This window comes from Pseudokordiimonas caeni (assembly GCF_026719705.1).
Classification (GTDB): Bacteria; Pseudomonadota; Alphaproteobacteria; order Sphingomonadales; family Kordiimonadaceae; genus Gimibacter; species Gimibacter caeni.
In genome coordinates this window covers 1894047-1915530 of sequence record NZ_JAPPRR010000001.1, presented here as the reverse complement: position 1 = coordinate 1915530, position 21484 = coordinate 1894047, and the positions used below count along the sequence as shown (strand labels likewise).

General features: G+C 62.0%; 19 protein-coding genes and 1 riboswitch. Of the genes, 15 read left to right on the top strand and 4 right to left on the bottom strand.

Annotated features, from left to right (window positions below):
* Positions 1–40: 40 nt before the first annotated feature.
* The 5 genes from OU694_RS08645 to OU694_RS08625 all read left to right on the top strand — a co-directional run bounded on the left by OU694_RS08645 (position 41) and on the right by OU694_RS08625 (position 4052).
* Entirely contained in the window at positions 41–466 is a 426-nt protein-coding gene (locus tag OU694_RS08645) for an organic hydroperoxide resistance protein (protein WP_308910581.1), read from the top strand.
* Positions 467–539: 73 nt separating this feature from the next.
* Positions 540–682, top strand: a riboswitch (cobalamin riboswitch).
* 72 nt (positions 683–754) lie between these two features.
* Positions 755–1591 carry an ABC transporter substrate-binding protein gene (locus OU694_RS08640; RefSeq protein ID WP_308910580.1) on the top strand — a complete coding sequence of 279 codons (837 nt, stop codon included), beginning with the start codon at positions 755–757 and terminating at the stop codon, positions 1589–1591.
* Positions 1588–2580, top strand: a complete 993-nt coding sequence (locus OU694_RS08635) for a FecCD family ABC transporter permease (RefSeq protein WP_308910579.1) — start codon at positions 1588–1590, stop codon at positions 2578–2580. Before OU694_RS08640 ends, OU694_RS08635 begins: the two co-directional genes overlap by 4 nt.
* Positions 2577–3344, top strand: coding sequence for an ABC transporter ATP-binding protein (locus OU694_RS08630; RefSeq protein WP_308910578.1), 768 nt, complete (start codon positions 2577–2579; stop codon positions 3342–3344). Before OU694_RS08635 ends, OU694_RS08630 begins: the two co-directional genes overlap by 4 nt.
* An 18-nt stretch (positions 3345–3362) precedes the next feature.
* On the top strand, positions 3363–4052 hold the full coding sequence (locus tag OU694_RS08625; RefSeq protein ID WP_308910577.1) for a fumarylacetoacetate hydrolase family protein: 690 nt from the start codon (positions 3363–3365) through the stop codon (positions 4050–4052).
* Here the strand turns inward: OU694_RS08625 and OU694_RS08620 are convergent, their stop codons facing one another.
* Positions 4053–4862 (bottom strand): thioesterase family protein, encoded by an 810-nt coding sequence (locus tag OU694_RS08620; protein WP_308910576.1) that lies wholly within the window; start codon positions 4860–4862, stop codon positions 4053–4055.
* A 210-nt stretch (positions 4863–5072) separates the two neighbouring features.
* On the opposite strand from OU694_RS08620, the gene OU694_RS08615 reads away from it, so the two are divergent.
* Both OU694_RS08615 and OU694_RS08610 read left to right on the top strand, forming a co-directional pair.
* Positions 5073–6338: an ATP-binding protein gene (locus OU694_RS08615; RefSeq protein ID WP_308910575.1), complete on the top strand. Its 1266-nt coding sequence runs from the start codon at positions 5073–5075 to the stop codon at positions 6336–6338.
* A 70-nt stretch (positions 6339–6408) separates the two neighbouring features.
* On the top strand, positions 6409–8487 hold the full coding sequence (locus tag OU694_RS08610; RefSeq protein WP_373460284.1) for a 3-hydroxyacyl-CoA dehydrogenase NAD-binding domain-containing protein: 2079 nt from the start codon (positions 6409–6411) through the stop codon (positions 8485–8487).
* Here OU694_RS08610 and OU694_RS08605 read toward each other — a convergent pair whose 3' ends face one another.
* Complete coding sequence (locus tag OU694_RS08605; RefSeq protein ID WP_308910573.1) at positions 8488–9798, bottom strand: MFS transporter; 1311 nt, start codon at positions 9796–9798, stop codon at positions 8488–8490.
* Positions 9799–10032: 234 nt separating this feature from the next.
* On the opposite strand from OU694_RS08605, the gene OU694_RS08600 reads away from it, so the two are divergent.
* Positions 10033–11229 carry an acyl-CoA dehydrogenase family protein gene (locus OU694_RS08600; RefSeq protein ID WP_308910572.1) on the top strand — a complete coding sequence of 399 codons (1197 nt, stop codon included), beginning with the start codon at positions 10033–10035 and terminating at the stop codon, positions 11227–11229.
* 17 nt (positions 11230–11246) lie between these two features.
* Entirely contained in the window at positions 11247–12359 is a 1113-nt protein-coding gene (locus OU694_RS08595) for an acyl-CoA dehydrogenase family protein (protein WP_308910571.1), read from the top strand.
* 53 nt (positions 12360–12412) lie between these two features.
* Here OU694_RS08595 and OU694_RS08590 read toward each other — a convergent pair whose 3' ends face one another.
* Complete coding sequence (locus tag OU694_RS08590) at positions 12413–12859, bottom strand: MarR family winged helix-turn-helix transcriptional regulator (RefSeq protein WP_308910570.1); 447 nt, start codon at positions 12857–12859, stop codon at positions 12413–12415.
* Between the two features lie 151 nt (positions 12860–13010).
* Here OU694_RS08590 and pcaF point away from each other — a divergent pair, with 151 nt between their 5' ends.
* The 4 genes from pcaF to OU694_RS08570 all read left to right on the top strand — a co-directional run bounded on the left by pcaF (position 13011) and on the right by OU694_RS08570 (position 17416).
* Entirely contained in the window at positions 13011–14216 is a 1206-nt protein-coding gene (gene pcaF, locus OU694_RS08585; protein ID WP_308910569.1) for a 3-oxoadipyl-CoA thiolase, read from the top strand.
* A gap of 80 nt (positions 14217–14296) precedes the next feature.
* Positions 14297–15268, top strand: a complete 972-nt coding sequence (locus tag OU694_RS08580; RefSeq protein WP_308910568.1) for a CorA family divalent cation transporter — start codon at positions 14297–14299, stop codon at positions 15266–15268.
* Positions 15269–15417: 149 nt separating this feature from the next.
* Positions 15418–16614, top strand: a complete 1197-nt coding sequence (locus OU694_RS08575) for an acyl-CoA dehydrogenase (RefSeq protein ID WP_308910567.1) — start codon at positions 15418–15420, stop codon at positions 16612–16614.
* 19 nt (positions 16615–16633) lie between these two features.
* Entirely contained in the window at positions 16634–17416 is a 783-nt protein-coding gene (locus tag OU694_RS08570) for an SDR family NAD(P)-dependent oxidoreductase (RefSeq protein ID WP_308910566.1), read from the top strand.
* Between the two features lie 77 nt (positions 17417–17493).
* Here the strand turns inward: OU694_RS08570 and OU694_RS08565 are convergent, their stop codons facing one another.
* Positions 17494–19674, bottom strand: a complete 2181-nt coding sequence (locus OU694_RS08565; RefSeq protein WP_308910565.1) for a TonB-dependent receptor — start codon at positions 19672–19674, stop codon at positions 17494–17496.
* Positions 19675–19906: 232 nt separating this feature from the next.
* On the opposite strand from OU694_RS08565, the gene sfsA reads away from it, so the two are divergent.
* Positions 19907–20638, top strand: a complete 732-nt coding sequence (sfsA, locus tag OU694_RS08560) for a DNA/RNA nuclease SfsA (RefSeq protein WP_373460283.1) — start codon at positions 19907–19909, stop codon at positions 20636–20638.
* A gap of 15 nt (positions 20639–20653) precedes the next feature.
* Positions 20654–21478, top strand: coding sequence for a type I methionyl aminopeptidase (gene map / locus OU694_RS08555; RefSeq protein WP_308910563.1), 825 nt, complete (start codon positions 20654–20656; stop codon positions 21476–21478).
* The last annotated feature ends 6 nt before the right edge of the window (positions 21479–21484 follow it).

Here is a 21484-nt window from a genome sequence, read left to right as displayed (position 1 = left end):
ATTTAATTGACAGCGAACCCGAACCTGAAAGGAAGAAACCATGTCTGTAAAAGTGCTTTATGAAACCAAGGCTCGTGCCACGGGCGGTCGTGATGGCCAGTCGGGCACGCTTGACGGATCGTTCAGTGTCAAGCTCTCCACGCCGAAGGAACTTGGCGGCGCGGGCGGCGAAGGTGCCAACCCCGAGCAGCTTTTTGCTTCGGGCTATGCGGCTTGCTTTATCGGTGCGATGAAAGCTGTGGCTGGCCCCGCGAAGATCAAGGTCCCGGCGGAGACGAGTGTCACGGCAACGGTCGGCATCGGCCCGCGCTCGGAAGGTGGTTTCGGCCTTACGGTTGCCCTTGAAGTGGCGCTGCCGGGACTGGAGCGCGACGTGGCAGAAGATCTGGTCGCGAAAGCGCATCAGGTTTGCCCCTATTCGAACGCCACGCGCGGCAATATCGACGTCCAGCTGACCGTCGCATAAGGCCCGGCGACCCTCCGGCTACCTAAAAATGGCAAGGCTTTCATTGGCCTTGCCATTTTGCCTGTCCGTGCCGTAAAACCGATGACGGTGGTGCCCCGCATGCGGGGTTAAAAGGGAAGCCGGTGCGGAGACATCCCCAAAGCCGGCACTGTGCCCGCAACTGTGAGCCGCAAGCCAGCGGCGAAGTCAGGAACCTGCCGCCACGTCGTCATGGGTCTTCGGCCGGGATCAGCTGAAGGACGTGGCCAGCAGCCGCGACGACATCCGGATAACGGACGGATCGGTTTCATGCGGCGCTTCGTGCCCCTATTGTCGCTTTTGTTCAGCACCGCTGCGGTCGCAGACGGCGTGCTGTCCCTTGATTATTGCGCGGACCAATATGTGCTGGCGCTGACGCCCCGGCACCAGATCACGGCGCTGTCGCCAGCCGCAGGCACCGCCTACAGCTATTATGCGGGCGCAGCGGCAGGGCTGCCGACGGTGCGGCCTGTGAGCGAGGACGTACTGACAACCGACGCCAGCATCGTCGTTCGCGCCTGGGGCGGCGGGTTCGAGGCCACCCGGTATCTTGGCAAGTTTGGTATGCGCGGTGTGGATATCCCCTATGCAGACAGCCTTGATGCGGCGGGCGAGGCCCTGCTTGCGGTGGGCGAAGCGCTCGGTCGGTCGGAAAAGGCCGCTGCGCTGAAAGCGGCGTTCGATGCCGCGCGCAGTGAGTTGAAGGCGCGCGCCGAAGGAAGACCAACCCTCCGCGCGCTTTATGTAACACCCGGCGGCGTGACGACCGGTGCGGGCACCTTCGTGGACGAATTGATGCGGGCGGGCGGCGTGGTCAATATGGCGGCGGAAGGTGGCCGCGCCGGCTGGTATCCGATCGACCTTGAAGCGCTGGTGACTGACCCGCCGGACCTGATCGTCGGCGGTTTCTTCGATCTGGATCGCAATTATATCGATCACTGGTCCATCGCCCGGCACAGCCTGTTTCGTGACCTTCTGGCGACGCGGCCCGTGGTGATGATCCCGTCGCGCTATCTTTCCTGCGGTGCCTGGTTCGCAGTGGAAGCTGCCGAGCAGATCGCCGAGACTGCCTATCCCTTGCAACGCGCGGAAGGGGGCTCCCGATGATCGGTGGACGGGTCAATCTTGTGCTTGTCGCACTTCTTGTCCTTGCCTGCCTGTTGGCGCTGGCAGTCGGCAGCACCAGCCTCGGCCTCGGTGACGTACTGACCGGCCTCGTTGGCAATCCTGAAAGTGACAAGGCTGCCCTCATCGTGCGGGAAATCCGCTTGCCGCGTCTTGTGGCGGGGCTGATGGTCGGCGCGTCGCTCGGCCTTGCCGGCGCGGCCCTGCAGGGGCTGCTCAAAAACCCGCTCGCGGACCCCGGCGTGATCGGCGTCAGCGCCAGTGCTAGCCTCGGGGCCGTCATAGCGCTTTATTACGGGCTCAGTGCTGTCAGCGCCTATGCGGTACCGGGCTTTGCGCTCGTCGGGGCACTTCTGTCCACGTCGCTTCTTTATGTGTTCGCCCGGCGGGACCCGAGTGCGCTGACGCTGATCCTTGTCGGCATCGCGCTTTCGCACCTTGCCGGGGCGCTTACCTCGCTTGCCATGAACCTGTCGCCCAATCCTTTCTCGCTCGGCAACATCGTGATGTGGTTGTTGGGCTCGCTCGCCAACCGGTCGGAGGCCGATATCCTGTTGGCGCTTCCCTTCATGCTGCCGGGCTGGGTGCTGCTGATGATGGCGGGGCCGTCGCTGGCGCACCTCACCCTTGACGATGATGTAGCGGAAAGCGCGGGGGTCAACCTGCGCCGGGTGCGGTTTCTGGTGATCGTCGGCAGCGCACTCGCGGTTGGCGCGTCGGTGGCCATCGCCGGCACCATCGGCTTCGTCGGCCTGATGGTGCCCCATATGATCCGCCCCTTTGTAGGGCACGATCCGGCGCGGTTGTTGCTGCCGTCTGCGCTAGGCGGCGCGCTGCTGGTGACGCTTGCCGATGCGCTCCTCCGGGTGATACCGACCGAACAGGAACTGAAGCTCGGCGTGCTCACCGCCCTTCTGGGCGTACCCTTCTTCCTCGCCCTTATCCTCAAGACACGGCGGCAGATGCGATGAGCCTGATACTGGAAGCGAAAGGCCTGACCGTCAGCCTCGGCAATCGCTGGGTGGTGGACGGCGTGGATATGACCGTTTCGGCTGGGGAGCTTGTTGGCCTTATCGGCCCCAACGGTGCCGGCAAGACGAGCCTGTTGCGCGCGCTATTGCGGTTCCTGCCGCTCACGACCGGTACGCTTACCCTGATGGGGGAGGATGTATCCAGCTTGCCCGCTCACCGACTGGCAGGGCGCATTGCCTATCTGCCGCAAAGTCCGACGGTCCATTGGCCGCTTTCGGTGGAAGCCCTTGTCGCCCTCGGGCGCGGCGCACGGCCGATATTTGCGCGGCAAAGCGAAGTCGACCGGGAGGCGATTGAGCGGGCCATGAGGCTTGCCGATATCGCAGGCTTGCGAGACCGCCCGGCGACCGAACTTTCCGGCGGCGAACGTGCCCGCGTGCTGCTGGCCCGGGCACTAGCGGCGGACGCACCGCTGCTGCTCGCTGACGAGCCGGTGGCCGCGCTTGACCCTGCCCACCAGCTGAGCGTGATGAATGTGCTGAAAGAGGTGGCAACCGGCGGCAAGGCGGTCGTTGTGGTGATGCACGACCTGTCGCTCGCCGCGCGTTATTGCGACCGCCTCATCGTGCTGGATGGCGGCCGCAAGGTGGCGGAAGGTACACCTGCCGATGTGCTCACCGATACGCTGCTTGCCAAGGTCTATGGCGTCAGGGTAAGCCGGGGCGAGGCGGGGGCAGTTACCCCCGTATCCTTGTCCCGCTGACCTTGTGGAGCCTGTTCCATGCCCGATCTCGTGATCCCTGCGCCCGCCATTGCATCCGTCCCCGTTGACGGAACGGATGACCGCTTCCCGGTGCACCGCATCTATTGCGTCGGCCGTAATTATGCCGACCATGTGCGCGAAATGGGCGGCGATCCCAAATCGGTGCCGCCGACCTTCTTCTCGAAACCTGCTGACGCGCTGGTCACCGATGGTGCCGATGCCGCCTATCCACCGATGACGGCTGACCTGCATTTCGAGATCGAGCTTGTTGTTGCGCTGAAGTCAGGCGGTGCCAACCTCGCCGAGGCGGACGCGCTGTCGCATGTGTTCGGTTATGCCGTCGGCAACGACCTGACCCGGCGTGACCTGCAGGGGGCGGCGAAGAAAAGCGGCTCGCCTTGGGATATGGCCAAGGGGTTCGACCAGTCGGCTCCTATCGGCACGCTGGCGCCTGCTGAAAAGATCGGTCACCCGGCCGCTGGACGGATCTGGCTTTCGGTGGACGGCGCGGTAAAGCAGGACGCCGATCTCAGCCAGATGATCTGGTCCGTGCCTGCCATCATTGCCGAGCTTTCGCGTTTTGTGACGCTTGCTCCCGGTGACCTGATCTTCACAGGTACACCAGCGGGGGTAGGGGCGGTCACGAAGGGTGCGATCATCGAAGGGGGAATCGACGGCGTCGGCACCCTTCGCCACGGCATCGCCTGACTATTCGAAATAGACCATCACCTGATGCCCGATCATCACAAGCCGGCCGTCTTCTGTGAAGATGCGGCCGGTTTGCTGGCAGTAGCCGCCGTCAGCGGCATCGAGTGAAAAGTCCAGATAGAACCATTCGCCAGTCACCTCGCGCGGGTCGACGAGGAAATCGAGCGACCAGGTGAGCGAGCTGGCGGTCTTGCGCTCGCGGTAATGCGACAGCATGGCAGGCGGCGGCATGTCGGCGATGGCGATCAGCCGTTCGGTGGCCAGTGTCTGGTCCACCGGCTTGCGGAAGCGCACCCACATGCCGATGCGGGTGGAATTGCTGCCGCTTGACGGGATGCCGCCGCCGGTCCAGCGGATTTCAAAATTCTCGAGAAAATCAGGGAACAGGCCTTTCACGAAAGGGGCCGCGGGCACACTGTCGCGCGGCTCGGGCGTGAAGGCAGCAAGCGGCGCCGAACTTTTGGTGGGGCGGGCGTGGCCAAAGGCGGCCTGTGCGACGGCTGCGACACTGCCGCCCGATATCAGCCGGGATTCGGCCTGAATGACCGACTTGCCGGCCCGCAACATGTTTGCCTCAATATCGGCCTTTTCGCCAAGTAGGACGGGAGCAACGAAAGAAACGAGGAGCGAACGCAGTGGCCGTTCATCCGCACCGAGCTTTTGCCGCATGGCATTGACGGCAAGAGCGCCCGTCAGGCCGCCGAAGGCCGAGCGCCCTTGGCCCCAGCCGGGGGGGATTGTCAGGCTGAAGCCATCGCCTGCCGGGGCAAGGCCGTTGATCACATCACTCAGGGGAATCAGGTCACTCATGTTGCGTCGCCGTTTCTCGCTGTCGGTCCATATTTGGTTAGGTGCACGAACTATAAGGGGCGGTCAAGCATTCGTCCATCATACAAGCGGATAGGAAAGGTGGTGCCTTGGTTGTTTTTCTCGCCTTTTGCTATATGATCTGCGGTTCGTGGCGGGTGCCAGGCTCATGCCGCCGTACCGTAGCAGTATCGGGCGACTGGGGGTCGTGTCATGTCTAGTCTCTACGAGTGGCTCGTGGGGGATGCGGGTTTTGCTCCCCATGGCTATTGCCTGATCTGGGATGACAGGATCATCCATCTGCATGTCGGCTCCGATGCTGCGATTGCGCTTGCCTATTTCATCATCCCTTTTGTGCTACTGATGGTGCGCCGTGAACGGCCGGACCTGCTGCCGGCGCCCGTCGCGGTGCTCTTTGCGGCTTTCATCCTCCTTTGCGGCATCACCCACGTGTTTGGTATTATCACCATGTGGCAGCCGGTCTATGCCCTGCAGGGCGTGCTAAAGGCGGCGACGGCTGCGGTTTCGCTCGGCACGGCGGTGTTCCTTCTTGCCAACAAGCGGCATATCGCAGGTGTACCTTCGGTTGCCGGCATGGCGAAGCTGAACGAGGAATTGCTGGCCGGGATCCGGGAGAAGGAAAAGGCAGAGGCCGACCGGGACCAGTTGATCAACGAACTGGAGGAGCGCGTGAAGGCCCGCACGGCCCGGCTTGAACAGCTGATGCTGGATCACGCTGCCCTCAATGAACAGCTGCAGGCCGAAATCGAAGCGCGCGACGCGATGCTTGCCAATGTCAGCCACGATTTCAAGACGCCGCTCAATGCGATCATCGGCTTTTCCGAAATGCTGGAAATGAAAGTGCATGGCGACAAGCTTGGCGGGCGCAATCTTGACTATGTGCGCGACATCCGCGACGCGGGCCAACGGCTGAGCGCGCTGGTGCGGCAGATTGTGGAAGTGCAGCGGCTGAAGTCCGGCGCCATCGCGCTGGAGCTCAGCGAGTTCGATCTGGACGAAATGTTCAGCAGTATCGCCAACGAACTGGAGCTGGATGCCCGGCGCAAGGGGCTGGCCATCAATCTGAAGACTGAAGGCAAGCTGACGATAATTGGAGACAAGCTGCTCCTGTGGCGCCTCTTTGAAAACATCCTGTCGAACGCGGTGAAATATACCGATCATGGTCGCATCGACATCCAGGCGAAAGGCGACCGCGACTGGATCAGCGTCCATGTGACGGATACCGGGCGTGGCATCGCGGCCGACAAGCTGCCCAATGTGTTCGAAATGTTCCAGCGTGGGGACAGGTCCGATACTGCCGGTGGGCACGGCGTTGGCCTCGCCATCGTGCGCGAGATCGCCCGCCGCCACAATGGCACCGTATGGCTCGATTCCGCCGAAGGGGAGGGCACAACCGTGACTGTCGGCCTGCCCGTGCGCCAGCCGGACATGGCCGAGGCTGCCGTTTCGGAAAATTGAATCGTCAATTTGGTTAGCCTCCCTTACAATCCCCCGCGAAATCATCTGATCAAGGGAGGTGAGCATGCTTGTGACCAAATTCAGCGGTACTGTGAGGCTTGAAACCGCGGACGATCTGGCCGTTGTGCGGGTCGATAATCCGCCGGTGAATGCCCTGTCTGCCGATGTGCGCGCGGGGCTGAAGGCTGCATTCGAGGCGGCGAGCGCCAACAGTGATATCGCGGCCATTGTGCTGGCCTGCGATGGCCGCACTTTCATCGCTGGTGCCGATATTCGCGAGTTCGGCAAGCCGATGCAGGGGCCGAGCCTCCACGACGTGGAAGAAGCGATCGAGAATGCCGGCAAACCGGTTGTGGCGGCGATCCATGGTACCGCGCTCGGGGGCGGGCTTGAGGTCGCGCTCGCCTGTCATTGGCGGGTGGCGGTGCCTTCGGCCAAATGCGGTTTGCCCGAAGTGAAGCTTGGCCTTCTGCCTGGCGCCGGCGGCACGCAGCGCCTGCCGCGCCTTGTGGGGGCAGACGCAGCCCTCAAGATGGTCACAGGCGGCGACCATGTGCCTGCGAAAAAGGCGCACGCAATGGGGCTGGTCGACGAGTTGGCGGAAGAGGGCGGGCTTGAAGCCGCGGCCATCGCCTTTGCGCGCAAGGCCGTGTCGGAAGGCAAGCCGCTCCGCCGGATCCGCGATATGGACGAGAAGCTCGCCGAAGCCCGTGCCAATCCCGGTCTTTTTGACGACTTCCGCAAGGCGAACGCCCGCAAGTTCCGGGGCTTCGAGGCGCCCGAGGCCAATATCAAATGTATCGAGGCCGCGGTGAACCTGCCGTTCGACGAGGGCATGAAGTTCGAGCGCGATGCTTTCATGAAGCTGATGACCGGCAGCCAGTCGGCCGCCCAGCGGTATGTCTTCTTCTCGGAACGCGAAGCCGCGAAGATCCCGGGTCTTGAAGCTGACGTGAAGCCGCGCAGCATCGGCAAGGTTGCCATCATCGGGGCAGGCACCATGGGGGGTGGTATCGCGATGAATTTCGCGAACGTCGGTATCCCGGTCACCATCATCGAAATGAAAGACGAGGCGCTGCAGCGCGGGCTCGGCGTCATTCGCAAGAATTACGAAAACACCGCCGCCAAGGGCCGTATCAGCGCGGACGATGTGGAAAAGCGCATGGGGTGTCTCACCGGCAGCCTTGAACTCACGTCGGTGGCGGATGCCGACCTCATCATTGAGGCAGTGTTTGAAAATATGGACATCAAGAAGGAGGTCTTCACCAAGCTTGATGCGCTTGCCAAGCCCGGCGCGATCCTTGCCACCAACACATCCTATCTGGATGTGGACGAGATCGCTTCGGTCACCAAACGGCCGGGCGATGTGCTGGGGCTCCATTTCTTCTCGCCCGCCAATGTGATGCGGCTGCTGGAGATTGTGCGGGCCGAGAAAACGGCACCTGATGTGCTTGTCACGGCGCTCGATCTCGCCCGCCGCATTGGCAAGGTCGGTGTGGTGGCAGGCGTCTGCCACGGCTTCATCGGTAACCGCATGCTCGCAGCCCGCCAGCGCGAGGCACAGAAGCTGATCCTCGAGGGTGCGATGCCGTGGGATGTGGACCGTGTGCTTTATGATTTCGGCATGCCGATGGGGCCGTTCCAGATGGGCGATCTCGCCGGTCTCGATATCGGCTGGTCGAAGGAAACCTCGAAGGGTGAAACCGTCCGCGACCTTCTGTGCGAGATGGACCGGCGTGGCCAGAAAACCGGTGCAGGCTTCTATGATTATGACGAGAAGCGCGTCGGCAGCCCAAGCCCGGTGACGGAAAAGATCATCCTCGACCTTTCCGCCAAGGCCGGCATCAAGCGCCGCAGCATCAGCGATGAGGAAATCCTCGAGCGCTGCCTGTATCCCATGGTCAATGAAGGCGCCAAGATTTTGGAGGAAGGCAAGGCCTACCGAGCGTCCGACATCGATATCGTCTGGATCAACGGCTACGGCTGGCCGGTCTATCGCGGCGGCCCGATGTTCTGGGGCGAACTCGTGGGCCTCGACAAGGTGCTGAAACGCATGCAGGAGTTCGAGACCACAATGGGCGAGGATTTCAAGCCGTCGGCCCTCCTTGAAAGACTCGTGAAGGAAGGCAAGGGCTTCAGCGCTGCCTGATCAGGCGGCTTCCTCCTTGCCGTCGTCATAATCCTGCGCCAGCACGCGGTTCCTGTAGGCATAGACATACAGGGCCGCAAGGCAGGCAGCGGCGGCAAGGAAGGGCAGGGGCTGGGCAATCTGGTAAAGCCCGATGCCGATGGCCGGGGCAAGGATGAAGGTGGAGCCGTTCACCGCCGTCACCGCGCCGGCAACCGCCCCCTGGTCGGCTTCTCCGACCGCGAGCGAGGCACCCGCCGTGAAGCCCGGCCGCGCGAAACCGTAGCCCATGCAGGTCAGCGCGAAGGCGACAACGATCCCGTAAAAATCGGGCGTCAGCGCGGTGATAAGCGTACCCGCAAAGGCCATGGCCGCGCCCCAGCGCATCAGCTGGCGCGGTGTCATATGGAACATGCGGATCAGGCCCCACTGCGCAAAGAGCGTGGCCACAGCGCCCGCCATCAGCGCGATGCCGATCTGGTGGGCGGCTTCAGTGGGGCCAAGGCCCGTGCGGTCGATGATCAGAAAGCCGAGCGTCTGGCCGGTCAGCGCCTGCATGCTGCCCATCATGAAGCCGAAAATCATCAAGGGCATGACGCGCTCGTCCCGCCATGAAAGGCGGTGCTTCGCACCTTTGTCCGCCGCCACTGCAGAAGCGCCGGTCGGTCCGCCACCGATGCTCGGCAGGCTCGCTGCCGCGCCGCCATCCCCGGCCTTCAGGACGACCGTGTCGTTCGGCAGCAGCTTCAGGATGGTGATGGCAGTGACAAGCGCGATCACGGCGAAGGAAAAGATGGGGCCGGAAAGCCCGACAACCGGCAGGATCAGGAAGGGCGCCATGGCGGGGCCAAGCACGGTGCCCAGCCCGAAGGCGGACCCGAGTGTGGCCAGCGCCTGTGTGCGTTCAGCCTTCGAGGTACGCGCCGCCACATAGGCTTGCGCCGCCGGGTTGGAGGCCGAACCGAATAGGCCGAAAAGACCGCGCGCCACGGTGAAGAACAGGAAAACGGCAAGGGCCGGCAGCCAGCCTTCGATGCCCGCGAAGATCGCGAGGCCGCAGGCTGTCATCGAAACCACATAGCCGCCAAGCCCGATCAGCACCAGCCGCTTGCGGCCACGGAGGTCCGACTGGCGTGCCCAGAAGGGGGCAGCGACGGTCCAGAGAAGGGCGGAGAAGGAAAAGATGATGGCGATCAGCACATCCGAGATATGTAACAGGCGCCCGATAGAGGGTAAGACGGACTGCAGCGCTGTGTTCCCTGCCGCGACCACGAGAAGCACAGTGAAAAGAAGCGCGAAATCGCGCCGGAATGTCGGGCTTTTTTCAGGCACTGGATGCTGCCTCCCTGAGCATCTGACTGGCCGGTCGGTCGGTTCTTGACGCCGCCCGGCCCGGCTATCACACTGGCACGGATGGGGATATGGGGCCAAGGCCAATTTTAAGACCGTTCGGTTTGATGCGGGATTGCCCGTGCGCGCCGAGTGTGGCAATCTGGTTAGGATCACTAACTAATTGAGATGGTGTGTGGCGGCTGGCCCGAGGCGCACCATGGGGAGAGGACGATCATGAATCTCGATTTCACGCCGGAGCAGATCGCGTTCCGGGAAGAGGTCCGTGCCTTCATCGCGGAAAATTATCCCGAAGACCTGAAATCCAAAATGGCCGACAGCGAAGAGCTCGGCAAAGAGGATTATCTGGCCTGGCATCGCATCCTTGCCAAAAAGGGCTGGGTGGCGCCGGGCTGGCCGAAAGAATATGGCGGCCCCGGCTGGTCGACGGTCGAGCGTTATATCTTCGCCGAAGAATGCGCGAAGGCCGATACGATGATGATCCTGCCTTTCGGCATCAACATGGTCGGGCCCGTGATCTATACCTTCGGCACGCCGGAGCAGAAGGCGCGCTTCCTGCCGCGCATCCTTTCGGGCGAAGACTGGTGGTGTCAGGGCTATTCGGAGCCGGGTGCCGGGTCGGACCTCGCATCGCTTCGCACCAAGGCCGAGCGTCAGGGTGACCATTATATCGTCAATGGACAGAAAACCTGGACGACGCTTGCCCAGCATGCCGACTGGGGCTTCTTCCTTGTGCGGACGGATCCGGACGCCAAGATGCAGGAGGGCATCTCCTTCCTGCTGATCGACATGAAGTCGCCGGGCATCACCGTGCGGCCGATCATTACGCTCGGCGGCGAGCATGAAGTGAACGAGGTCTTCCTTGATAATGTGAAAGTGCCGGTCGAAAACCGCATCTTCCACGAAAACAAGGGCTGGACCTGCGCCAAGTTCCTGCTGGCGCACGAACGTACCGGGATCGCCGGTGTGGCGCGCTCCAAGCGCGGTATCGAGAAGCTGAAGCAGATCGCCAAGACCGAGCAGGCAAACGACCGCCCGCTCATCGAGGATCCCTTCTTCCGCCGCAAGATTGCCGAACTGGAAATGGACCTCACCGCCCTTGAATATACCGAGCTGCGCGTTCTCGCGAACGAACAGGCCGGCAAGGGGCCGGGGCCGGAATCGAGCCTCCTGAAGATCAAGGGCACCGAAGTGCAGCAGCGCATCACCGAACTGGTGCTCGAGGCTGTCGGCCATTACGGCGCGCCTTACTTCCGTGGCTTCCCGGAGGACGGCGACAATATCTATCCGATCGGGCCGGATTATGCGCATCAGGCGGCACCCCGCTATTTCAACATGCGCAAAACCAGCATTTATGGCGGATCGAACGAGATCCAGCGCAACATCATCGCCAAGATGGTCCTCGGGCTCTAAGGGACGGAAGAAGAACCATGAATTTCGAATATACCGAAGAACAGACCCTTCTCAGGAACACCCTGTCGCGCTATTTCGCCGATGCCTATGATTTCGAAGCCCGCCGCAAGATGACCGGCTCTGACGCCGGTCGCGATCCGGCTGTATGGACCGCACTTGCCGAAGAGCTTGGCATCCTTGGTGCCGCCTTCTCGGAAGAGCAGGGCGGCCTTGGCGGCGGCGCGCTTGAAAACATGCTGATCATGGAAGAGTTCGGCAAGGCGCTGGCCGTGGAGCCCTATCTTTCCACCGTTGTGGTGGCGGGTGGCTTCCTGAAACGGTCGAAAAGCCCGGCGGCCGAAGGCATGATCGAAAAGATCATCTCGGGCGAGGCCATCGTCGCCTTTGCCTATGCCGAGCCGACCGGCCGGTATGATCTCTCGGCTGTGAAAACCGAAGCCAAAGCCTCGGGCAGTGGCTACACGATCAGCGGCCAGAAATCGGTCGTCGCCGGCGCCCCTTGGGCCACGCATTTTGTGGTGACAGCGAAAACCGCGACGGGTGTCGCCGCCTTCCTTGTGGAAGCCGGGGCTGACGGCATCAGCATGCGGTCCTACCCCACCGTTGATGGTGGTATGGCGGCCGAAGTGCAGTTCGATGGCGTGTCGGTTGGTGCAGATGCGCGCCTCACCGCCGAAGACGGCCTTGCCGACATCGAGCTTGTGGTGGATGAAGCGACCGTTGCGGCCTGCGCCGAAGCGGTCGGCTGCCTGCACCAGCTGCATGCGCAGACGATGCAATATGCCAAGGAACGCAAGCAGTTCGGCCGTGCGATTGCCGATTTCCAGGTGCTGCAGCACCGCATGGTCGACATGTTCATGGAAGTCGAGCAGGCCGTTTCAATGACCCTGATGGCGACCCTGAAGCTCGGCGAGGATGCTAAAGCCCGTGCAGCTGCGGTGTCGCTTGCCAAAGCCAAGGTCGGGCGTGCCTGCAAATTCGTCGGCGAGAATGCCATCCAGATCCATGGCGGCATGGGCATGACGGATGAACTGGCGGTTGGCCATTATTTCAAGCGCGCAACGATCCTTGAGGGGCTTTTCGGCTCCATCGACCATCATCTGGCGCGGTATGAAAAACTCAGCTTCTGATCGGGTTTGATCTCGGGCGAAAGGCGGTCCTTCGGGGCCGCCTTTTTTGTTGGCTATTCGAATTCGAAATAGCGCAGCCGCTCCTCGACGCTCGAATAAAGCGCGGTGTTGAGGATATCGAACATCTCGTAGAAATGTTCCTTGCTGCCTTCCGGCAGGAGCGTGTCCAGCACCTCGGCCAGTTCGCTTTCGAAGGCATTCATGGCGACGCGTCCTTCGTCCGTCATCATCAGGCGGCTTGAGCGGCGGTCATCGGGGTCTGCCTCGCGCGCTACCCAGCCACGGTCTTCAAGGGTTGCTACAATCGGGGTGATTGTCGGCTTCTTGACGGCGGCAAGGGCGGCCAGTTCACCAGCGCGCTGCGGGCCGGCGCGCAAGTACAGCAAAAGCTTGTACTGCGGGATCGTCATCCGCCCTACACGGGCGGCCCGTTCGATTTCGCGGTAAATGTCCACAAAGGAGCGGACAGCAATGCGCAGGCGGCGGTCAACATCGGTCATTTCAATAGCTTATAACGACCTTTTCGTGCTTGTCATGCAGGGAAACGCGTGTGCCTGAAATTACTGTGCGCAATGCGAAGCTTTGTGCGAAAGCGTTGCGCTGAGGCGCCGAAGGCCCGATAAATCAGGGCAACAGGAGAGGAGACTTCCGATGGCTAATGCCTGGATCTGCGATGGCATCCGCACCCCGATTGGCCGCTTCGGCGGCGCGCTGGCGCCCGTGAGGGCTGATGACCTGGCTGCCCTGCCGCTCGCCGAGCTCGTGAGGCGGCATCCGTCGCTTGATCCATCGCTGATCGACGACGTGATCCTCGGCTGTGCCAACCAGGCGGGCGAGGACAACCGGAACGTGGCCCGGATGGCATCTCTCCTCGCTGGCCTCCCGGAAAGTGTCGGCGGCGTGACGGTCAACCGCCTGTGCGGATCGGGGCTTGATGCCGTGGCGATGGCCGGGCGTGCCATCAAGGCGGGCGACGCTGACCTCATCCTTGCGGGCGGGGTGGAAAGCATGTCGCGCGCACCCTTCGTGATGCCAAAGGCTGAAAGTGCCTATTCCCGCGACGCGCGGATTTATGACACGACCATCGGCTGGCGCTTTGTCAACCCGTTGATGGATAAGCGTTTCGGCACCGACTCTATGCCAGAGACTGCCGAGAATGTAGCCGAGGCCTACAATATTGCTCGCGCCGATCAGGATGCCTTCGCGCTGCGCTCGCAGCAGCGTGCAGCCAAGGCGGCAGCGGACGGGTTCTTCAAGGGTGAGATCATGCCCGTGGAAGTCCGTGTTTCGCGCAAGGAAGTGCGCACACTGGAAGCGGACGAACATCCCCGTGCGGATACGACACTTGAAAGCCTCGCCAAATTGCCGACCCCCTTCCGCGAGGGCGGCACGGTAACGGCGGGCAATGCCTCGGGCGTCAACGATGGGGCCGCAGCGCTCGTGGTCGCCTCCGACGAGGCAGCCAAACGCCACGGCCTCACCCCGCGCGCCCGCATTGTGGCGGGCACCACAATCGGTGTGGCACCGCGCCTGATGGGGATCGGGCCGCTCCCCGCCACCGAGCGGTTGTTGGCTCGTACGGGCCTCAAGATCGGCGATATCGATGTGATCGAACTGAACGAGGCCTTCGCGGCGCAGGGTCTTGCTGTTACCCGCGGGCTTGGCCTGCCGGACGATGCGGATCATGTGAACCCGAACGGTGGTGCCATCGCGCTCGGCCACCCGCTGGGCATGAGCGGCGCACGCCTCGCGCTGACGCTGACCCGCGAACTCGAGCGGCGCGGCGGGCGCTACGGTATTGCCACCATGTGCATCGGGGTGGGGCAGGGGATCGCGCTGCTCATCGAGCGCGTCTGAGATAACATCCCATCGCCATTGCACCTTTCGCCCGCTTGGGGCAGGCTTGCAGCCTGTCGGTCCGGAAAGGGAGGAGCCGCATGGATATGGTCTCGGGCGAAGCGACGCTGCTTTTCCGCCTGGCTTTGGATGGCAAGGGCGGCGCCACCGCGCAGCCGTGCGAGGTGGGGGAAGGCGCGCTCTGGGAACATGGCAGCCTGAACTGGGAACCGCAGGGCGAGGCAGAGCCGCGTGCCGCGCACACACTCGAATCCGCGCTCCTTGAGCCCATGCGATCAAAGGAAACCCGCGCCCGTTTCGAAGCCCTGGGCGATGAAGCGCTGCTGATCCTGAAGGTGCCAAACCTCAACCCCGGCGCCGAACCCGGCGAGGTCGTCTCGCTGCGCGTCTGGACCGATGGCAAAAGCGTGCTGACCTACGAACGGGTGCCGATCAAGGCGGTGCGCCGGGTGCAGGAACGGCTGGAGCTTGGCCGCGGCCCCAAGAAGGCGGGGGATCTGCTGGCTGCCCTTTGCCTGTCGGCGACCGAGAGCATCTCTCTGATGATTGCGGGTCTCCAGAGCGATGCCAACGACCTTGAAGACCTGATCGACGAGGAAGCAGAAGGCGAGGAAATCCGCGAACTGATCGCGCGCCTGCGCCGCCTTGGCCTGCATTATCGCCGGCATCTCGGTGCCATGCGGCTGGCGATCGATGAACTGGTGGCCGAAGGCTTCCCGTGGCTCAACCACACCAACCGACTGGGTTTCAGCGAGGCAGGCGAACGCATTGCCCGGATGCTGGATGAGCTTGAAGCCCTTGGCGAACGGTTGCAGATCCAGCGTGAAGCCCTGATGGCAGCAACTCAGGACGAACTGAACCGCAACATGTACCGGCTTTCCGTGGTCGCGGCGATTTTCCTGCCGCTGAGCTTCGTGACCGGGCTTCTGGGCATCAATGTCGGCGGTATGCCGGGGGCAGAAGACGGCTTCGCCTTCTGGTGGGTGACCGGTGGCCTGATGGCGTGCGGGGTGGCGCTAGTTGTGTGGCTCAGGAAGGCCGGTTGGTTCTAGCTTGTGCCCGATGCCTGTTCGCTATCCGGGCAGTTTCCGATTGGGTGTTGTCCGGCCAAATAGGGCAGGCTATCGTCGCGCTTCCAGAATGACTTGTCCCGGCGCATGCATGGCCATCCCCGGCCCGGCGCCCCAAAGAGAATGAAACCATGTCGATGAATTACAAGAAGGGGATCGTGCCCTTCAATTGGGAAGACCCCTTTGATCTCGATGGCCAGCTGACCGAAGAAGAGCGGATGATCCGCGATACGGCCCGTGGCTATGCGCAGGACCGCCTGATGCCGGGTATCCTTGAAGCCAACCGCCATGAGAAGTTCGACCGCGAAATCATCCGCGAACTGGGCGAGCTTGGCCTCCTTGGCATGACGATCCCCGAAAAATACGGCTGCGCCGGTACCAATTATGTGTCTTACGGCCTTGTCGCGCGCGAGATCGAACGGGTGGACAGCGGCTACCGTAGCGCCATGTCGGTGCAAAGCTCGCTCGCCATGTTCCCGATCTATGCTTACGGCTCGGAAGAGCAGCGCATGAAATATCTGCCGAAGATGGCGTCGGGCGAGCTCGTCGGCTGCTTCGGTCTCACTGAGCCCGACCATGGCTCGGACGCCGGTGGCATGGCCAGCCGCGCTGTCGTCGTCGATGGCGGTTACAAGCTGACCGGCAACAAGATGTGGATCACCAACAGCCCGATCGCCGATGTGATGGTTGTGTGGGCCAAGCTTGATGGCCGTATCAAGGGCTTCATCCTCGAGCGCGGCATGGAAGGCCTGTCGACCCCGAAGATCGAAGGCAAATTCTCTCTGCGCGCTTCGGTCACCGGCGAAATCGTCATGGACAATGTGTTCGTGCCGGAAGAGAACCTGCTGCCGAACGCTGATGGCCTTGGCGGGCCCTTCGGTTGCCTCAACCGTGCCCGTTTCGGCATTGCCTGGGGTGCGATGGGTGCTGCTGAATATTGCTTCGCCGCTGCCCGCCAGTATCAGCTGGACCGCAAGCAGTTCGGCCGTCCGCTCGCTGCAAACCAGATCCCGCAGCTGAAACTCGCCCAGATGGAAACCGATATCGCGCTTGGCCTGCAGGCTGCGTTGCGCGTCGGCCGCCTGATCGATGAAGATCGTTTCGCACCTGAAATGATTTCGCTGATCAAGCGCAACAACTGCGGCAAGGCACTGGAGATCGCCCGTATTTCCCGCGACATGCACGGCGGCAACGGCGTATCGGATGAATTCCATGTCATCCGCCATGCGATGAACCTTGAAGCCGTGAATACCTATGAAGGCACCCATGATGTGCATGCGCTGATCCTTGGCCGTGCCATCACCGGCATCCCCGCCTTCAGTAACTGACAAGAAAGGACTGGTCCCTATGACGACGCTTCTGGACGGACTCTTCAGCTTGCAAGGCAAGACGGTGCTGGTTTCCGGCGCGTCGTCGGGGATCGGCGCCGAGCTTGCCCATACGGCGGCGCTTGCCGGTGCCCATGTGGTGCTGGCAGCGCGCCGTACCGAACGCATCCAGGCGCTCGCTGACAAGATCGCCGCTGAAACCGGCCACAAGACGCTCGCTGTTGCGATGGATGTGACGGACGGCAAAAGCGTGGCTGCCGCCTTCGATGCCGCCGAGGAAGCTTTCGGCACGGTCACCATTGTGGCCAACAATGCCGGAGTGGCCTGCCCCAAATGGGCGCTGGAACATGACGAGGAAGATTGGGATTTCGTGATGAACACGAATCTCAAGGGTGCGTGGCGCGTGGCCCGGGAAGGGGCGCGCCGGATGGTGGAAGCCAAAACCGGCGGCTCGATCATCAACACCGCCTCGATCCTCGGCCTTGGCGTGGCACCGCAGCAGTTCGCCTATGCGACCTCGAAAGCGGCGGTGGTGCAGATGACCAAAGCGCTGGCGACCGAGCTGTTCCGTTTCGGTATCCGCGTCAACGCCATCTGTCCCGGTTATTTCAAGACGGAAATCAACGACACCTATCTTGAAAGCGATATTGGCAAGGCGATGGTGCAGAAGTCGCCGCCGAAGCGTCACGGCGAGCTTTCCGAGCTGCGTGCGCCCTTCCTGATGCTGGCGGGCGACGGGGCGAGCTACGTGACCGGCGTGGCCCTGCCGGTGGATGGTGGCCATTCGATCCGTCTCGTCTGATTTCTTAGTTCTTCGATAAAAAGCAAAAAGCCCGGGCGTTTCCGCCCGGGCTTTTCATTTGTTCAATAGTCTGTCGCTTAGAACTTCGAGGTGAAGGCTACGCCGACAACGCGGGGCTCACCAACGAAGGCCGACTGGATGTCAGCGCCGGCGTTGAAGGCCACGATGCCCTTGACGTTGGCTTCGTTGGTGATGTTGCGGCCGAAGATAGCCACTTCATGCTGACCGTCGTTCCAGCGCAGGCCAGCACGGAAGCCACCTTCAAAGGTGTTCTTGGTGTAAGCTTCAGCAGCTTCGAAGAGGAAGAAGTTAGTTTTCCCCTGGAAGGCCCAATCGGTCGAGAAGAAGACTTCACGGCCGTTGTCCAGCGGCTGGGCATAGTCCAGCGCCACGTTCAGCGTATATTTCGACGCGTTCGGGAGCGGGTTGCCGTCAACGCGGGCAGCAGTGCCGGCTGCGGTGGTCACGATCGGATCGGTGATCGTCAGGCAGCCCGTGCAAACGCCGATGAGAAGATTGTCGTCTTTAATCTTCGTCGGGGTCCAGGCGAAGCCGCCGGTCAGCGTCAGGTTGTCGCTGAGGATCACTTCAAGATCGGTCTCGACGCCGTAGCCGATAACTTTCTCGGCGTTGAGGAGCGAGATGTTGTTGCCAGCGCCACCAACGGCGGTCACTTGCAGGCCATCAACGTCCCAGTAGTAAGCGGCACCGTTCCAGCGCATCAGACCATCAAGAAGCGTGGCTTTGAAGCCGGCTTCGTAGGAGATTACGGTCTCTTCCTTGGCAACGGTCGGCACGCCGAAGAAGGCGATGTCACGGCCCTGAATGGTCGGGGCGCGGAAGCCGGTCGCAACCTTGGCGAAGACGCTGAGGTCATCGTTCACGGTGTGGTTCACAGCAACGTCCCAGGTGAATTTCTCACCCGAAAGGTCGGTGTCGAACACGGTGCCGAGGGCAAACTCGCCGTGCAGGGTCTTGTCATCTTCGGTGTAGCGGGCGCCGACGGTAACGGTCGTGGCTTCGCTCACGTCATAGGCAGCCTGGCCGAACAGAGCCCAGGTTTCGTTCGTGTGACGAACCGAAGACGAGGGGATGAAGAAGGGCGAGGTGATGATCGTGAAGTCGCTGTCGAAATAGTAGAGACCAGCCTGCACGAACAGCTTCTCGGTGGCCTGACCGGAAATGCGCAGTTCTTCGGTGACCTGCTCGAGGTCATCGATGGCGTCCTGCGTGGTCGAAGCAGCCGGGCCGTTACCGCCGTCGATGTCGCCGAGGCTGCGGCCGTCAGCGGTTTCGTAGGCGGTGATCGAGGTGATCGTGTAGGTGTCGTTCAGATCGATCGCCAGGTTGAACGAGCTGCCCCACGAATCATACTCTTGCGGGTTGTTGTGGGTGTCGTTGTAATAGACCGTGTTCCAATCGAAATTGTCGTTCAGGTCGTTGGTGCCCGGCTTGAAGATATGGTCGCGGAACAGCGCTGCGGTGCCGTCATAGGTGCGGCCATGCAGGTTGAACAGGGCGCGGATGCTTTCGTTCGGGGTATAGAGCAGCTGGATACGGCCGGCCATGTCGTCCATGCCGCCCATTGCACTGTCTTCACCGGTGAAGCCGTTGTCGATCCAGTCGTCCTGACGGGTCCAAAGCGCCGAAACGCGAGCCGACAGAACGTCCGAAAGTGCACCGCCGACGGCGCCTTCGAAGACGCCGGTGCCAAGCGTGCCGACGCTTGCTTTCACATAGCCTTCAGTTTCCTGGCTCGGCTTCACGGTGTCGAATTTGATGATGCCGGCGGGAGTGTTGCGACCGAAGAGGGTGCCCTGCGGCCCGCGAAGGACTTCAACGCGCTCGATATCGAAAAGCGGGAAGCTTTTCAGGACCACGTTTTCCATCACGACATCGTCCATGACGATCGAAACCGGCTGCGAGGCAGCAAGGTCGAAGTCGGAGTTGCCGAGGCCGCGGATATAGAAGCGCGGAGCCACACGGCCGTTGGACGATTCGGCGTTTACGCCCGGAATGCGTGCGGCCAGGAACTTGATGTCAGCGCCGCCTTCCGAGAATTGGCTGACTTTTTCGCCGCTGAGGGTCGAGATCGAGATCGGAACATCCTGGATCGATTGTTCGCGTTTTTGCGCCGTTACGACGATCTCTTCAAAGCCGGCAGCTTCGTCTGCAGCGAGAGCCGCAGTCGAGGCAATGGCGGTGAGCGACGTGCCAAGCGAAAGGATGCCGGCGCGTTTCAGCCAGTTGGATTGCATGGGTTTCCTCCACTGAAGGGTTAAGGTCATCATCCTGCCTCAGATGGGTGCGGGCGGACGATGCGGACTCTGGTTTCTCGAAATCCGTAACCGAAATGTCACAGTCCTGCGCTATCCGCGATAGAAAAATGATCGACAGCGCCCGGCAACCCATACGGTTTTCGGCCTATGTTGCTGTTTGGCAACTATCCCCTTGCATCGCTTGCCCGGCCTTTTTAGGCTCCCGCGCATGATCCGCTTCGATCCGCCCCTTCTGGAAGCCCGCCTTGTGCGGCGTTACAAGCGCTTTCTGGCCGATATCGAGATGCCGGACGGCGAGATGGTGGTTGCCCACTGCGCCAATCCGGGATCGATGCTCGGCTGCAACAAGTCGGGCTCAAAGGTCTATCTTTCACCGAACAAAAACCCGAAGGCGAAGCTCGCCTGGCGGTGGGAGATGATCGAGGTGGACGGCTATCTGGTTGGCATCAATACAGCGCATCCGAACCGGCTGGCGGAAATGGCCATCGGGGCAGGGCTGATTCCTGAGCTTGCAGGATACGACAATATCCGGCGCGAGGTGCCCTATGGCGAAGCGAGCCGGATCGACCTTCTTCTGGAAGGCGAAGGCCGCCCGCCTGCCTATGTCGAGATCAAGAATGTATCGCTGCGCGTAGGCGATGAAGCCCGGTTCCCGGACTCGGTCACCGCACGCGGCACCAAACACCTGCACGAACTGATGGCGGTTGCGGCCGCGGGCGAGCGCGCCGTGATGCTGTTTCTGGTGCAGCGGGGCGACTGCTCGGCTTTCCGTCCGGCGTGGGAAATCGACCCCAAATATGCAGCGGCGCTCAGCGAGGCGCATCACGCCGGCGTTGAAATCCTTGTCCGGGCCTGCCATCTATCGCCCGATGCGATTGCGCTTGGTGGCGCACTTCCCCTATATTTGCAGGCAGAAGGGCTCGAGGCCCCCGCCGCCGGTTGAAAGTAAAGACACGCCATGACCTATATCGACGCCATCGAAAGCCCTGAATCCCGCACCGGCGCCATCAAGCTCCATGGCCCCGATGCCTTCCCGGGCATGCGCGCGGCAGGCAAGCTGGCGGCCGAGGTACTGGATTTCATCACGCCGCATGTGGTGCCGGGCGTGACGACCGAGACGCTCAATCAGCTTTGCCATGATTTCATCATCGAGCATAACGCCATCCCGGCGCCCCTGAATTACAAGGGCTTCCCGAAATCCATCTGTACGTCGGTCAACCATGTGATCTGCCACGGCATTCCGGGCGAGAAGATCCTGAAGGACGGCGATATCGTGAATATCGATATCACTGTGATCCTTGATGGCTGGTACGGCGACACCAGCCGCATGTATTTCGTCGGCAAGCCCAAGGTGCTGGCCGAACGGCTGGTGAAGGTGACCTTCGAGGCCATGTGGAAAGGCATCGAGGCTGTGAAGCCCGGCGCCACGCTCGGCGATATCGGCCATGCGATCCAGTCTCATGTGGAAGCCAACCGTTTCTCGGTCGTTCGTGATTTCTGCGGCCACGGCATCGGCCGGGTTTTCCATGATGAGCCCAGCGTTGTGCATTATGGCAAGCCGGGACAGGGGCCGGAACTGAAGCCCGGCATGTTCTTCACGATCGAGCCGATGGTGAACGCCGGCCGACCGGACTGCAAGGTGCTGAACGATGGCTGGACGGCAGTGACGCGTGACAAGAGCCTGTCGGCCCAGTTTGAACACACGCTTGCCGTCACCGAGGATGGCTACGAAATTTTCACGCTTTCCCCGAAAGGGCTGTTTCAGCCGCCCTATGCGCTCTGAGGTTTC

Coding starts and splice junctions, on each gene's coding strand:
- OU694_RS08600 (WP_308910572.1), top strand. CDS start 10,033: ATGAATCTCGATTTCACGCCGGAGCAGATCGCGTTCCGGGAAGAGGTC.
- OU694_RS08625 (WP_308910577.1), top strand. CDS start 3,363: ATGCCCGATCTCGTGATCCCTGCGCCCGCCATTGCATCCGTCCCCGTT.
- OU694_RS08630 (WP_308910578.1), top strand. CDS start 2,577: ATGAGCCTGATACTGGAAGCGAAAGGCCTGACCGTCAGCCTCGGCAAT.
- pcaF (WP_308910569.1), top strand. CDS start 13,011: ATGGCTAATGCCTGGATCTGCGATGGCATCCGCACCCCGATTGGCCGC.
- OU694_RS08570 (WP_308910566.1), top strand. CDS start 16,634: ATGACGACGCTTCTGGACGGACTCTTCAGCTTGCAAGGCAAGACGGTG.
- map (WP_308910563.1), top strand. CDS start 20,654: ATGACCTATATCGACGCCATCGAAAGCCCTGAATCCCGCACCGGCGCC.
- OU694_RS08645 (WP_308910581.1), top strand. CDS start 41: ATGTCTGTAAAAGTGCTTTATGAAACCAAGGCTCGTGCCACGGGCGGT.
- OU694_RS08595 (WP_308910571.1), top strand. CDS start 11,247: ATGAATTTCGAATATACCGAAGAACAGACCCTTCTCAGGAACACCCTG.
- OU694_RS08640 (WP_308910580.1), top strand. CDS start 755: ATGCGGCGCTTCGTGCCCCTATTGTCGCTTTTGTTCAGCACCGCTGCG.
- OU694_RS08575 (WP_308910567.1), top strand. CDS start 15,418: ATGTCGATGAATTACAAGAAGGGGATCGTGCCCTTCAATTGGGAAGAC.
- OU694_RS08590 (WP_308910570.1), bottom strand. CDS start 12,859: ATGACCGATGTTGACCGCCGCCTGCGCATTGCTGTCCGCTCCTTTGTG.
- OU694_RS08615 (WP_308910575.1), top strand. CDS start 5,073: ATGTCTAGTCTCTACGAGTGGCTCGTGGGGGATGCGGGTTTTGCTCCC.
- OU694_RS08565 (WP_308910565.1), bottom strand. CDS start 19,674: ATGCAATCCAACTGGCTGAAACGCGCCGGCATCCTTTCGCTTGGCACG.
- OU694_RS08635 (WP_308910579.1), top strand. CDS start 1,588: ATGATCGGTGGACGGGTCAATCTTGTGCTTGTCGCACTTCTTGTCCTT.
- OU694_RS08620 (WP_308910576.1), bottom strand. CDS start 4,862: ATGAGTGACCTGATTCCCCTGAGTGATGTGATCAACGGCCTTGCCCCG.
- OU694_RS08580 (WP_308910568.1), top strand. CDS start 14,297: ATGGATATGGTCTCGGGCGAAGCGACGCTGCTTTTCCGCCTGGCTTTG.